Here is a 12,389-nt window from a genome sequence, read left to right on the forward strand (position 1 = left end):
TGTCCCCGATCACCGGGGAATTTTTCCCAGATCAAAAGAACAGCGAGAAGCCAGCCCCGCCCCGGCAGAGCTGGCTTCCGGTTATTCCTGAACTATCTCATAGGTTTCATCATCGGTCTGCACCGGGGAATTGTCCGTGCACGGGTCTTGTGCGGCGCAGGGTCTGTCAACGTTTCTGGGCATCTGCTCCTCGGTCACGCCGTTGTCCACATTCTCCCAGTCCATCTCATACCAATCCACACTGCCATCGGTCACAGTTCCCTCACCGGGCAGCCCGGGGATCTTGATCTCTTCACAGAACATCCGGCTCCCTCCCTTCTGCCCAGCCTATGCGGGCAGACAGAAAAAGGTTTACCGGCTGGCTTCTGCTTCGGTGGAAGCGGAAGCCCCCTCTGCGGGTTCAATATCATTTTCAACCGAAGCGGAGACCGATTCACTGTTGGTCTGCTCTTTGGATTCCGTTTTGCTCTCAGAGGCAGCACTGCCGGAGGACGAAGTGCTCTCTGCCTTGCTCTCTGAGCTGCTGTGAGAAGAAGAGGTGCTCTCGCTCTTGGATTCGCTCTTACTCTCACTTTCCGCCGTGCTGTGGGAAGAACTGCTGCTCGTGCTCTCAGACTTGCTGCTCTCCGAAGAGGACGCGGATGTACTGCCGGAAGAAGTAGAAGAGCTGCCGGAGCTTGAGCTGGAAGCAGGCTCCGGGCTGACCGTAATGGTCAGCGCATTGCTGGCCACGGCGCAGTCGTTGTACACGACCACCGCATAGATCTTATAGCTGCCGCTGGTGATGGCCGAAGCGGACACGGTGACCGTTGTCTGGCCTGCGGCCTCCTTCACTTCCTGACCGTTGGCGAACCAATGCAGGTTTTCACTCTTGGCATATTTGCCCTCCAGCGCAGCCTTAAAGACATAGGAGCCGGCGGAAGCCTTGCCTTCCGAGATGTGAACGGAAGCAGCTGCAAACACGGCTGTCACGTCCAGATTCTGCTTGAAGCCGGTATCGGTACGGGTCTTGCTGGTCACGCCGTCGCTCCACTTGACGAACACATGGCCCTCCGCAGGGGTGGCCGTGACAGTCAGCGACTGGGATGCATCTGTGATGCCGTATGTCAGGCTGGTCTTGCCGCTCTCGTTCCCACAGCTCAGGGTGCCGCCGCCGCTCTTTTCCACCTGATAACGGGCCTCAAACTTAACGCTGGCAGTCTCAGAGCTGCTGACGCTTTCACTCTCGCTGGAAGAAGCGGGTTCTTCCGAGCTGGGAGCCTGCACCGCCGAGCTGGGGTTGGATACATATTCCAGTGTACGGGTGGGGATATTATTGGTGTCCGGGCGGCGATCCTCGGTCTGGTAGGCGTGGGTGCGCAGATAGCTCAGTGCAGCCTTGAGACCAGCGCTCTTGAGGTGGATATCACCATCCGTGTAGTAATCCGGCTGGCCGTAGCCATTTTCTCCCTTGAGAACCTCAGCCGTATTCAGAAATTTGACCCCCAGCTGTTCACACATGTTGAGCAGCGCCATGTTAAAATCATCGACCTTGGCCTGATCCATGTGGGGGTAATTGGAGTGATTCTCCGGGATAGGAGGCACCGTGTTCACGATGATATCAGTGTAGGGGTAAGCCTCCTGAATGGCCTGCACCAGCGCGGTATAGTTACTGATAAAATCAGCCACCTCCATGCCGGTGTCGTTGGTGCCAAAGGTCATCACGACACGGCGGGGCTTCATTTTTGCCACCGCCTGTGCGATGGTGTAGTGGGTGGTGTCATTCTTAAAGGTGACGATTCCTTCGTTCAGGGCCACATGGGTGCCAATGCCCTCCTTGGCACAGAACTGCTGCAAGGAGATCAGGCCGTTGTTATACAGACGCACGGTGTTGGAATCCCCCAGAAACAGGGTGCTGTCCAGATATTCCGCGCCCGCATCCGCTGTTTCAGTCAGCAGCGCGCTGGAGGTGTTATCGATCTGATAGTGATTGGCAAGATCTGTGCTTTCACCGTCCCCGGTGGTGTCCGTCGGCACGGAGTCTGCGGGTGTGCCGGGCATTTCCGGCTTTCCCCGTTTGAGCAGGGTCAGGGTGATGCCTACGGTCAGCAAAGCCGCCAGTGCGCAGACCACACAGACCAGAACGGCCTGCCGCTGCAGCGATGTCATAGACTGTTTGTCCGATTGATTCTTATGATTCATGTTATATTCACCACTTATCCTATCGTTCAACCGTTTGCACGGCAGGCCAGGAGCTTGTCCGTCAGTTCTTCACAACTTTCCGCCAGCAGCACCGGGCCAAAGGGCTCCAGTTCTTCCCTGCTGCCGTAGCCATACAGGGCTCCGGCGGCATCCAGCCCGCAATCGGCGGCACCGCGCATATCATCGTTGCGGTCGCCCACCATCAGCACCCGCTTGCCCTGTACACAGGGCTGGGTGAGGACGTAGCGCACCACTTCCGTTTTGGTATCCCGGCTCTCATCCATGGACGCGCCGCCGATGAAATCAAAGTAAGGGGCCAGTCCCTGTTCTTCCAGAATGGGAGTCACGACCACAGTCGGCTTGGAGGTTGCGGTGCAGAGCACAAATCCTGCCTCCTTCAGGCGGCGCAGCATCTCTGCCGCACCGGGGTAGGCCGTACCCTCATGGCTGCCCTTTTCGCGGTAACTCTCCCGATAGAGCTCGGTGGCCTCCTCGATTTTTGCAGGGTCAGAAAAATGCTCTCCAAAGCTCTTGCGGAGCGGCGGCCCCAGATAGCGCCGCAGGTTCACATGGGTGACATCCACGCCCATCTTGGTAAAAACTTCTTCCAGTGTATTCAGGATGCCGGGGGCGGAATCGATCAGGGTTCCGTCCACGTCAAATAAGATCACGTCATAGTGCTGCAAGTTCGTTTCCCTCTCTTTCACACATACACACGGTATAGTATAGCACAGAATTGCGCTTTCAGCAATTCCAACAAATCGTTTTTATTCTTTTTATACAAATCGGTCACAATCTGGCCTTAAAACGCAAAATGCCTGCCCGCCAGAATGCGGACAGGCAGGGGATCATGCAGGCTTATTGGTCTGCAGCGCCATTATCAGCGGAGGGATAGTAGAGGTTATTGGAGATAAACTCCAGCTTTTCCTTCAGCACCAGCTCCAGATTTGCCACGGCGTGCACCATGTTGGTGGCCGAATCGTTCACTTCCAGCAGCTTGCACAGGTCGATCTCGTTCATGGCGAGTGCGGTTTTCATCTTCAGGCTCTCGGCGCAGAGGATGTGGCTCAGAGCACTTTCCTGCAGCGCGATACTTTCCATCAGATCGATCACAGCCTGACTCAGGGTAACACGGGGCAGGGCCGGACATTCCAGCGTGGTGGGACAATTGATCGTTGCCATAGGGGACTCATCCTTTCTATATAAGGTGTACCCCATCCTATGTCCCCTGCCGTGCAGCCGTTACTGCTTTTTCTCCTGTGCAGAGATCTTTTCAATTACGCTCTGGTAACCGCCGGTTCCGTATTGGATGCAGCGATTGATGCGGCTGATGGTCGCCGTGCTGATCTCTACCTCTTTTACGATCTGGTCATAGGTGCGGCCGCCAAGCAGCAGCTTTGCCGCTTCCAGCCGTTGTGCCATATCGGAGATCTCCTTTACTGTGCACAGATCCTCAAAAAAAGCATAGCACTCCTCCCGGCTCTCAAGGCTCAGGATGGCATCGAACAATGCATCTACGGTCTCGTTTTTTCTGGAATTTTTCTCAGTCATTGCGGTCTCCTCTGCGGCAAACGCCGGAACTTCTGACAGAAAGAATCATATTATGTTATCACTTTAGCACACGAAAGTGCGAAAGTCAAGTCTTTTGCGTGAATCGTTTTCAATTCAGCACGTCAACAGTTTTTTTCTTTTCACAAGTGAAATAAAATCACCTAAAATTTCTTGCCGGATTTTCTGTCGAATTGGCACATCCTCTGAACTGCTCCGAAAAATATTGACAAATTATGAAAATGGGGATAAAGTATACACAATTTTCAGGCAAAGGAGCCACAGCGTGACCTCTTTGCCGCATGAAAAGCAAAGGAAAGAGGTAAAAGAAATGAACACGCTGGTCATCGTTTTGATCGCAGCCGTGTGTCTGTTTGGTGCTTACACCCTCTACGGACGCTGGCTGGCAAACAAGTGGGGCATCGACCCCACCGCCAAGACCCCTGCGGTCGTCCATGAGGACGGTCGGGATTACGTTCCCACCAATGGCTGGACCGTTTTTGCACATCAGTTCAGCTCCATTGCAGGTGCCGGCCCTGTTACCGGTGCCATTCAGGCTGCTGCCTTTGGCTGGCTGCCTGTTCTGCTGTGGGTCCTGCTGGGCGGCATCTTCTTTGGTGCTGTTACCGACTTCGGCGCTCTGTATGCTTCTGTAAAGAATGACGGCAAGTCCATGGGTATGCTGATCGAAAAGTATATCGGCAAGACTGGCCGCAAGCTGTTCCTGCTGTTCTGCTGGCTGTTCTGCGGCATCGTGATTGCAGCGTTTGCTGACATGGTCGCTGGCACCTTCAATGCTTATGGCGCGGACGGCGCTCTGGTGGACGCTGCTCAGACCAACGGCGCTGCCGGCATGGTCTCCATCATGTTCATGGTCTTCGCTGTGGTCTTTGGCCTGATCCAGAAGAAGTTCAACTTCTCCGGCTGGAAGGAAAGCGTCATCAGCATCGTTTTCATCGTGCTGTCTTTTGCCATTGGCGCAAATCTGCCCATCATCCTGGGCAAGGCCGCATGGAGCTATATCACCTTCGTTTATATCTTCTTTGCCGCCGTGCTTCCCATGTGGCTGCTGAAGCAGCCCCGGGACCACATGACCACCTTCATGTTTGTTGCCATGATCGCAGGCGCTGTGGTTGGTCTGGTCGTTGCACACCCCACCATGAATCTGCCCGTTTACACCGGCTTCACCAACGAGAAGCTGGGTACCATGTTCCCCATCCTGTTCGTCACCGTTGCCTGTGGTGCTGTTTCCGGCTTCCACAGCCTGGTCTCCTCCGGTACTTCCTCCAAGACCGTTGAAAATGAGAAGGATATGCTGAAGGTTGGCTATGGCGCAATGATCCTGGAGAGCCTGCTGGCTGTTCTGGCCCTGTGCGTTGCCGGTGCTGCCGCTGCTGCGGACGGCACCCCCGCTGCAGGCACCCCGTTCCAGATCTTCAGCCGTGGTGTTGCCGGTTTCTTTGAGATGTTCGGCGTTCCCGCTTATGCAGCAACGGTCTTTATGACGATGTGTGTTTCCGCTCTGGCCCTGACCAGTCTGGATGCTGTGGCCCGTATCGGCCGCATGAGCTTCCAGGAGCTGTTCAGTGTGGACGACATGGAGCACGCTGAGGGCTGGCGCAAGCTGTTCTGCAACGTCTACTTCTCCACCTTCCTCACTCTGGCCTTCGGCTTCCTGCTGACCAAGATCGGCTACGCAAACATCTGGCCTTTGTTCGGTTCCGCCAACCAGCTGCTGAGCGCTCTGGTTCTGGCCACCCTGTGCGTCTTCCTGAAGGTCACCGGCCGCAGCAACAAAATGCTGTTCCCCCCGCTGATCATCATGCTGTGCGTCACCTTCACCGCTCTGGTGCAGCGCCTGATCGCCATGGTCAAGGCCATCAGCACCGCCGCTTCTGTCAGCATTCCTGCGGGCGAGACCACTTGGGGTGCCGTGTTCATTGCCAACGGCCTGCAGCTGATCCTGGCTATCCTGCTGATCGTTCTGGGTCTGAACATTGTGTTCCACTCCTTCTCTGCTTACAAAAAGGCTGAGCACAACAGCGAGGCCAAAATCTGAGGTTTTCACGGTTTGACCGTAAAACGATAAAAATCTCCCACTGACGACATCGAACCCCGTCAGTGGGAGATTTTATTTTATCCTTTTCAGGTCACAGCATCTTCACCATGATGATCTCATCCCGGTAGGTGCCGTCTTTCAGTTTAAAGGCCCGGGGCTGGATGCCATAGCGCTCAAACCCAAACTTCTCATAGAGATGGATGGCACGGGCGTTATCGCTGTACACCCCCAGTTCCAGCTGTTCGAAGCCGTTGGCGCGGGTCTGGTCAATGGCCAGCTGCATCAGATAACTGCCCAGACCGCAGCCCCAGTAATCTTTCCGTACGGAGATGCCCATTACGGCACGATGGCGATATTTGATATGCGGCCGCACTTGTGCAACACCAAACTCCCCCACCAGCTTTTCTCCGGCAAAAGCGCCCACCTCAAAGTTCACAGGGCTTTCCACGCAGCCTGCGAGCCCGTTCCGCATCGCTTCCAGACTCGCTCCTTCCTCCGGGTATCGGGCCATAAAATGTGTTTCGCTGTAGATTGCATTGCGGAATGCACTCAATGCCTCCGCATCATCGGCGCATAAGCTGCGCACCGTCAGCACTTCCCCATTGGGCCGTGTGAACGTTCTGGGTTCGATCTTCATGTTTCTCTCTCCTCTTCTTTCAGATATGTGCTCGCTCCCATTCCTGCAGAACAGCCAATTGCAGCTCGGTATGGAACCAGTGCTCTCCTTCTACCATGATGGTCAGATGCGCACCTGTCCGTTGTTTGAACTGCTCAAGCACTGCCCTGGAAGTCAGGTTATCCTTTGCGCCATAGAGCACCTGCGTGGGCACTTTCCAGCGGTAGGGATGCTCCCTCACCCAGCAGAGATACTGCCACGACAACGTCTCATCGAAATCCGTGGAAATCTCCCCGGCTTCCTTCAACTGGGCCTCACTCACATTTGCCCACTGCATCATATTGGTGATAAGATCTTCCATATCTACCACTGGTGAGAGCAAAAGAGCACCCCGCAATGGCTTTGCCTGTAAGGCCAACATGGAAAACCAGGCTCCAATACTTGTAGCCCGCAGCGAGACATTCTTCCAACGCTCTGCAGCATAGGAATAAACCGCTTCCAACTCTGGAACCGCCACCCACGGCAGCAGCTTCTCGGAGCTGCCCCTGCGCTCTCCATGTTCAGGCAAATCAACAGCAAGAACCTGATACCCTGCTGGGCAGGCAAGCTCTGCAAATGGCAGGGCTTCTTCTTTGCAACCCATTTTGCCATGGACATAGAGATATACTTTTCGGCTTTCTTTCCCGTACAGCAAAGCAGGAATACCGCTGATCTCCAGTTTCTGTGTTTTCATCGTAACATCTCCTGTCAGATGCCGCCTTCCTTTTTTCGGTATAGCGGCTGGTCGAGATTCTTCACTTCCAGCTTTCTCTTCATTGTAATTGTTCCTATGATAACACACTTCACGTTCAAACACAAACAAAAAGAGCTGTGACACCCTGTTACAGGTACCACAGCTCTTAAATTCATTCAGTCAGACTGAATTACTTCACCATGCTTGCAACTTCAGCAGCGAAGTCGTCAGCACGCTTCTCCAGGCCCTCGCCCTTCACGAAACGGGTGAACTTGACGATCTTGATCTCGCCGCCCAGATCCTTAGCGACCTTAGCGGTGTACTGAGCAACAGACAGATCGCCGTCCTTGACGAACTCCTGATCGACCAGGCAGTTCTCCTTGAAGAACTTCTTGATCTTGCCCTCGATCATCTTCTGCTTCACAGCATCGGGCTTGTTGGCATTCTTGGGATCGCCAGCCATCTGAGCCAGCATGATCTCCTTCTCCTTGGCAACGACCTCAGCGGGGACAGAAGCCTCATCGACGTAGCTGGGGTTAGCAGCTGCGACCTGCATGGCGATGTCCTTGCCGTAAGCAGTGAACTCGTCCTTGCTGTCGATGTCGTTGGTGGTCTCGAAGTTGACCAGGATGCCGTGGGTGCCGCCACCGTGGACGTAAGCAGAGCAAACGCCCTCGTAACGGACAAAACGACGAATCTTAATGTTCTCCTTGATGACCAGGATCAGGTTCTTCAGAGCCTCGTCAACGGTCTCACCAGCCTCGGTCTTGCAAGCCATCAGAGCCTCAACATCAGCAGGGTTCTGCAGCATGACGACCTTGGTTGCTTCCTTGACGAAATCAACGAACTTGTCGTTCTTGGCAACGAAGTCAGTCTCAGCGTTGACTTCGATGACAACACCGACCTTGCACTTGGGGCAGTATTCAGCGTAGACCATACCCTCGGCAGCAACGCGGCTTGCCTTCTTGGCAGCAGTAGCCAGACCACGCTCGCGCAGGATCTCAATAGCCTTCTCGAAGTTGCCGTCAGCCTCAGTCAGAGCCTTCTTGCACTCCATCATGCCGCAGTCGGTCTGCTTGCGCAGTTCCATAACGTCCTTTGCAGAAATAGCCATTTTTGTAGTCTCCCTTACACGTTATTTCACGGGTTTGTTCTGTACAGCCAGAAATCAGGCGTTGGCAGCTTCCTCAGCGGGAGCCTCCTGGTTGCCCTGCTTGCCTTCCAGAACAGCGTCAGCCATAGCGCCAGCGATCAGCTTGACAGCGCGGATAGCGTCGTCGTTGCCGGGGATGACGTAATCGATCTCGTCGGGGTTGCAGTTGGTATCAACAATAGCCACGATGGGGATGTTCAGCTTGCGAGCCTCAGCAACAGCGATGCGCTCCTTGTGAGGATCAACAATGAACATAGCCTTCGGCAGGGTCTTCATGTTCTTGACACCGCCCAGGTACTTGTCCAGCTTCTCCATCTCCAGCTCGAGCTTAGCAACTTCCTTCTTGGGCAGCAGCTCGAAGGTGCCGTTCTCCTTCATCTTAGCCAGCTGATCCATACGGTCGATGCGCTTACGGATGGTACGGAAGTTGGTCAGCATACCGCCCAGCCAGCGAGCGTTGACATAGTGCATGCCGCAGCGCAGAGCCTCGTCACGGATGGACTCCTGAGCCTGCTTCTTGGTGCCGACGAACAGGATGTCGCCGCCCTCAGCTGCAACTTCCTTCACGTAGTTGTAAGCCTCGTCCAGCTTCTTCACGGTCTTCTGCAGATCGATGATATAGATGCCGTTGCGCTCGGTGAAGATATACTTCTTCATCTTGGGGTTCCAGCGGCGGGTCTGGTGACCGAAGTGCACACCTGCCTCGAGAAGCTGCTTCATAGAAACGACTGCCATAGTAAAAATACCTCCAATATTGTTTTGCCTCCGCACACCGTGATCCGCGGCCATATCGGATGGCTTTGGACTGCCCTCCACTCCCGAAAGAGCACAAAAGGGCATAGTGATGCGTGTGTAATGCTGAATAATAATAGCACAAACAGGCGTGTGATGCAAGGGGTTTTCTCTGTTTTTTACAAGAAAATCGCGTATTTTTCGTTTATTCGTCCGTCTGAGTGCTGTTCAGGCTCTCCATGCCCATCCGGCTGAGGGCATAGCCCTTGCCGAACATCAGGTCATATTGCAGCAGCCAGTGCTTCTGGCTCCAGCTTTCCTGCAGGGAGCTTGGGGTCTGGGTGGTGGTGCCGTCCAGATTCATCACCGTGCCCCGGGTATTGGCGCGGTCGGCCACCTGCAGCTGGCGGTTCAGCAGCTGGAAATAAAGCGGCTGTTCCAGACCGTAGAGGTTCATCATCACCGGTGAGATATCGTAAGCGGCAATGGTGCCCAGATCCACGGGCTTGTCGGTGTAGTTCGACCACATCAACAGGGTAGTCTGGTGCAGGCGTGGGTCCGCACTGGAATCGCTGGCATAGCCGCTGCTGGTAAAGACATCATAATTGGAATCAATGGGGTTGTAATGGTCGCCCCAGAACACCAGGATCACCGGCTCGTCCACCTGCGAGAAGTATTGGGTCAGCTTGCCCAGCATGGCATCGGCATCCCGGATGCCGGTCGCGAAATCTTCCAGCGCGCCGATGGTGCTGGCCTTGAGGCCCGCCGGGTGCTCTGTCACCTTCACCCGCACATCGTCCGGGTAGTTGTCTTTATTATAATTGGTATGGTTCTGCATTGTGACCGCGTGCAGGAAAACCGGTGCATCCGAGGATGCTTTCATCTTCTCATACTGCTGGATGATCTGGTCTGCCATGGAGTCATCCGTGACCAGACCGCTGGTCCAGTAGTGCCTGCGCACCTTGTTGACATGGGTCATCTGTTCCAGGCTCAGGAAGGTGTCAAAGCCCAGGTTGGGGTATGCCGTGTCCCGGCTCCAATACTTGGCCCAGAAGCAATGAACTGCCGCCGTCTGATATCCCTGCGTCAGCTTGAGGTAATTGGGCAGCGAGAACATAGGCTTGGTCACATGCTGCTGGTAGGGCTTGCTGCCGTTGGGCAGAAAGGAAGCCGAATAGCCGGTCAATGCTTCAAACTCCACATCGCAGGTTCCGCCGCCGAAACTGGGGCTGTACGCCCGGCCAGAAGCACTGGTCTGCTGCAGGGCGTGGAGGTTGGCGGAGACATCGGTATCAAACTGGAAACCATACTGCTCCAGTTCCGATACATCCCAGTAGGACTCGTTCATCACATAGATGATGGTGGGCTTTTTCACAGTCTCGTCCGCAGAGGTGGTGGCACCGTAAGATCCCGGGTAGAGCGGAGCAGTGGAATATTTCTGTGCAGCTTCAGTATCATCCAGGATCTCGTTGACAGCCTCCTCTGAATACCCCTCCGGCTTGGAGATCTCCAGATTGGTCAGATTGGTCAGAAAGCTGGTGATGACACCATAATAGCGGTAATAGCGATCCTGCATCCAGGCATCCGGCACAATGCCAATGGCCTGTGTCACGGCAGGCTGCAGGAACACGCCAAAGAGCAGGCCGCAGGCAGCTGCTGCACTGGCAAGAAAGCCTGCCGCTCGGGGCTTCCAGTTCAGCTTCTGCCGCCCTCTATAAAGGAAGAAAGACACCACGACCAGCAGCACGATAATAACAATGGATACCACCATGCTGGTCTGGATGTGGATACCGGCCGCAGCTGCCACGCCCGCAGCCTCTGACACCTGCATCAGATCCCAGGGCAGGAAGGGCTCGCCGCGCAGCTGCAGTGTGTAGAAATTGACTGCCGCCGGGGCACAGCCCAGCACCGCCGCCAGCAGGGTCGCCAACGGTGCAAACCGGGTCAGCCAGTCCACTGCCAGCCAGCTGAGGAACAGCATGGCCCACGCCAGCAGATAGGCTTCGGCATGGGGGAAAATGTATTGGGTAAAGGTCTCCCCTGTCAGGCTGCCGCGGGCGATCCACTCCGTCAGGAACAGGATGCCCAGCGTTGCCAGTGGAGGGAAGAGCAGCCGCAGCCCATGCAGGGAAAGCGGCGTATGTTTTTTTGCGTTCATAGAGAGAAATTCCTTTCACTTCCGGAAATCAGATTTCAAGCCGGAGCGGCAAGGCTCTGCCGCTCACGGTTCTCTATTATAATCCGATTTTTTGTAAAATCAAACCCTGATGCTGGAAAAATTCACGAAAAATTTCAGCCGTCCAGCCAGTGCCGCACTTTTTGCCAGAAACCCTGCTTTTTGGCTTCCGGCTCCGGCAGCTCCGTGCGGACCAGGATTGCGTCCACTCCCAGTGTTTCGATGTCCGTCCAGGGGATGACCAGAGTCTCGTCCCGGCCCAGCAGCCCAAACAGATGAGGCTGCCCGAGCAGCAGCAGGCTTTTGACCTGCGCCGTTGCCGGATCGAGCTCCAGATCATCGGCGCGGCCAAGGCAGGCCCCGTTGCTCAGCTGAACGATCTCCTTTGCGCACAGCTCCCGGAATTTCATCGTGATCCCCTCCCCGCAGTTTGCCTGTTTCATCCTATGCGGCAGCACAGTGCTTGATGCAGGGCGGGCAGTTGTGCTATACTGTGGGCAGAATCTTTCTGGCAGAAACATCCATACAGAATTGAGGAAACAGCGATGTATAAAAATATCATCTTTGATCTGGGCGGTGTCATGGTGGATTTCGACCCCAAGACCTATCTGGTAGACCGCTTCTGCAATGCCGAGGTAGAGGAGCAGGTATCCCAGCTGACTTTTGAAAGCGAGGAGTGGAAGCTGCTGGATGCAGGGCTTATCACCCGCTCCGAGGCCAACCTGCGGATGCTGGCCCGCGCAAAGGAATATGGCCGCGCGTTTGAGGTGCAAGGCGTGCTGGACGATTGGATGCATATCCTCCGCCCCCGCCGCCGGATGCAGGAGCTGGTGCGGAAACTCAAGAGCCGTGGCTACTGCGTCTATTACCTGAGCAATATCCCCGAGGATGTGCTGGATTTTCTGACCGAGCGCGACCTCAAGGGCCTGTTCGACGGCGGCGTGGCCTCCTGCGAGGTGCACATCAACAAGCCCGACCCTCGCATCTATAAGGCCCTGCTGGACAAATACCAGCTCAAGGCCGGGGAAAGTGTTTTCATTGATGACCGGCTGGAGAATGTACAGGCCGCTTTCCGTCTGGGCTTTGCCGGCATCCAGATGAAGGACAGCGTTGGCACACTGGTGCGCAGCCTTGCTACCTGCAGTGTGGCAATCCACTGAACAACACACAAAAACTCCCCGCTCATGCCCT

Annotated in this window: 13 protein-coding genes; 2 read left to right on the top strand and 11 right to left on the bottom strand. The window is 55.3% G+C overall.

Annotated elements, in window-relative coordinates; genetic code table 11:
- Window positions 1-81: 81 nt before the first annotated feature.
- The 5 genes from J3351_RS00595 to J3351_RS00615 all read right to left on the bottom strand — a co-directional run bounded on the left by J3351_RS00595 (window position 82) and on the right by J3351_RS00615 (window position 3,732).
- Window positions 82-303 carry a hypothetical protein gene (locus J3351_RS00595; protein WP_207696871.1) on the bottom strand — a complete coding sequence of 74 codons (222 nt, stop codon included), beginning with the start codon at window positions 301-303 and terminating at the stop codon, window positions 82-84.
- A gap of 48 nt (window positions 304-351) precedes the next feature.
- Window positions 352-2,148 (bottom strand): SGNH/GDSL hydrolase family protein, encoded by a 1,797-nt coding sequence (locus tag J3351_RS00600; protein WP_242699246.1) that lies wholly within the window; start codon window positions 2,146-2,148, stop codon window positions 352-354.
- Window positions 2,149-2,207: 59 nt separating this feature from the next.
- Window positions 2,208-2,867: an HAD hydrolase-like protein gene (locus J3351_RS00605; RefSeq protein ID WP_035394092.1), complete on the bottom strand. Its 660-nt coding sequence runs from the start codon at window positions 2,865-2,867 to the stop codon at window positions 2,208-2,210.
- A gap of 172 nt (window positions 2,868-3,039) precedes the next feature.
- Window positions 3,040-3,363, bottom strand: coding sequence for a hypothetical protein (locus tag J3351_RS00610; protein ID WP_097786379.1), 324 nt, complete (start codon window positions 3,361-3,363; stop codon window positions 3,040-3,042).
- A 60-nt stretch (window positions 3,364-3,423) separates the two neighbouring features.
- Complete coding sequence (locus tag J3351_RS00615; RefSeq protein WP_097771978.1) at window positions 3,424-3,732, bottom strand: YerC/YecD family TrpR-related protein; 309 nt, start codon at window positions 3,730-3,732, stop codon at window positions 3,424-3,426.
- Window positions 3,733-4,060: 328 nt separating this feature from the next.
- On the opposite strand from J3351_RS00615, the gene J3351_RS00620 reads away from it, so the two are divergent.
- Window positions 4,061-5,788, top strand: a complete 1,728-nt coding sequence (locus J3351_RS00620; RefSeq protein ID WP_207696873.1) for a carbon starvation protein A — start codon at window positions 4,061-4,063, stop codon at window positions 5,786-5,788.
- Window positions 5,789-5,879: 91 nt separating this feature from the next.
- Here the strand turns inward: J3351_RS00620 and J3351_RS00625 are convergent, their stop codons facing one another.
- The 6 genes from J3351_RS00625 to J3351_RS00650 form a co-directional block, all read right to left on the bottom strand.
- The gene (locus tag J3351_RS00625; RefSeq protein ID WP_207696874.1) at window positions 5,880-6,425 is read right to left on the bottom strand and encodes a GNAT family N-acetyltransferase; all 546 of its coding nucleotides are present in this window, start codon (window positions 6,423-6,425) and stop codon (window positions 5,880-5,882) included.
- Between the two features lie 19 nt (window positions 6,426-6,444).
- Window positions 6,445-7,137: a carboxylesterase gene (locus J3351_RS00630; protein WP_207696875.1), complete on the bottom strand. Its 693-nt coding sequence runs from the start codon at window positions 7,135-7,137 to the stop codon at window positions 6,445-6,447.
- A 190-nt stretch (window positions 7,138-7,327) separates the two neighbouring features.
- On the bottom strand, window positions 7,328-8,251 hold the full coding sequence (gene tsf / locus J3351_RS00635) for a translation elongation factor Ts (protein ID WP_097771981.1): 924 nt from the start codon (window positions 8,249-8,251) through the stop codon (window positions 7,328-7,330).
- Window positions 8,252-8,305: 54 nt separating this feature from the next.
- Window positions 8,306-9,025, bottom strand: coding sequence for a 30S ribosomal protein S2 (rpsB, locus tag J3351_RS00640; RefSeq protein WP_035394088.1), 720 nt, complete (start codon window positions 9,023-9,025; stop codon window positions 8,306-8,308).
- Between the two features lie 202 nt (window positions 9,026-9,227).
- Window positions 9,228-11,180: an LTA synthase family protein gene (locus tag J3351_RS00645; protein WP_207696876.1), complete on the bottom strand. Its 1,953-nt coding sequence runs from the start codon at window positions 11,178-11,180 to the stop codon at window positions 9,228-9,230.
- A gap of 134 nt (window positions 11,181-11,314) precedes the next feature.
- Window positions 11,315-11,608, bottom strand: a complete 294-nt coding sequence (locus tag J3351_RS00650) for a PRC-barrel domain-containing protein (protein WP_207696877.1) — start codon at window positions 11,606-11,608, stop codon at window positions 11,315-11,317.
- A 135-nt stretch (window positions 11,609-11,743) separates the two neighbouring features.
- On the opposite strand from J3351_RS00650, the gene J3351_RS00655 reads away from it, so the two are divergent.
- Window positions 11,744-12,358, top strand: coding sequence for an HAD family phosphatase (locus tag J3351_RS00655; RefSeq protein WP_154276234.1), 615 nt, complete (start codon window positions 11,744-11,746; stop codon window positions 12,356-12,358).
- The last annotated feature ends 31 nt before the right edge of the window (window positions 12,359-12,389 follow it).

The sequence above is a fragment of the Faecalibacterium sp. Marseille-Q0746 genome (assembly GCF_017377595.1).
GTDB lineage: Bacteria > Bacillota > Clostridia > Oscillospirales > Ruminococcaceae > Faecalibacterium > Faecalibacterium duncaniae.